This window comes from Clostridium sp. AM42-4 (assembly GCF_003480105.1).
Taxonomy (GTDB): domain Bacteria; phylum Bacillota; class Clostridia; order Lachnospirales; family Lachnospiraceae; genus Brotaphodocola.
In genome coordinates this window covers 902-1,911 of sequence record NZ_QUIK01000046.1, presented here as the reverse complement: position 1 = coordinate 1,911, position 1,010 = coordinate 902, and the positions used below count along the sequence as shown (strand labels likewise).

1 protein-coding gene and 1 pseudogene are annotated in these 1,010 nt (G+C 59.9%); both read right to left on the bottom strand.

Going from position 1 to position 1,010, the window contains the following annotated elements; genetic code table 11:
* The coding region (locus DW922_RS17220; protein WP_118727157.1) for a histidine kinase dimerization/phospho-acceptor domain-containing protein at nt 1–915 on the bottom strand (915 nt) is incomplete at its 3' end.
* Nucleotides 912–1,010, bottom strand: a pseudogene (locus DW922_RS18220) (response regulator transcription factor); the annotation flags it as partial. The pseudogene DW922_RS18220 and the gene DW922_RS17220, both read right to left, overlap by 4 nt.

The window sequence follows — 1,010 nt, the reverse complement described above, 5'->3', positions numbered from 1 at the left end:
CAGGAGCTTTTCCAACTCCTGAGTGACAGAAACCCGTACCGAGCCGCCCGGCCGGTTGTACTTGACAGCATTCTCCGTCAAGTTGAAGATCAGCCGGTAGATCAGTGCATCGCTGCCGGTCATAATGCCGTCGCCCTCCGCCGTCAGCGTGACGCCGCGCTTATCTGAGAGCGGCGCAAGATCTGTGAAGATCTCCTCGATCATGGGAGCGAGCTGGATCCGCTCGTTCCGCGCCACCTGCCGCAGATTGCTCATCTCCAGCAGTGTCCTGGTCATCTGTATCAGTCGTTCCGTCTGCTCACGCAAAAGTGTAAGGAACTCCGCCGTCTCCGGTCGCACGTCAGGATGCTCCGCGGAAAACAGCTCCAACTGCGCCTGCATTAGTGCCAGTGGCGTGCGCAGCTCGTGGGCGGCGTTGCCGGTGAACTGCCGCTGGGCGGAAAAGGCGTTGTTCAGCCGCTCCAGCATCTGGTTGAACGAGCGGCTCAGCTGCCGGAACTCCGAAATAGCGTCTTCATCGATCCTCATATCGGCAAGATTGTTCAGCTGCACCTGCTCCACCTGCGAGGTAAAGCTGTGCAGGGGCTTGAGAGCACGTCCGCTGACGAAATAGGCGAGGATGCCGCTGAGCAGCGTTACCGCCGCCGTGATATACCAGTTGGTGGTGCGGAAGCGCCCCTGCACCCCATCGACGACGATGATCAACTCCTCGTTGGGCGTTATGAGCTGCGGGTCAAAGCGCGCCGCTCCGCCATCATTCAGGATCACCGTGCCGCCGTCTTGTAAACTGTCCGCAATGGTGTCCATATAGTACACACCGGAGGAGCACAGCAGCAAATTCATGGCCACGCAGGTGATGCCGATGAGCAGAACGGACATCAGCGTGATGCGCCACTGCAGGGAAAACCGCTTCATTCCTCCTCGCCTCCCATCAGATAGCCCTCGCCGATGCGGTTGCGGATGGGGTCATAGCCCAGCACGGCGCGGAGCTTTTTGCGCAGGGCGGAGAT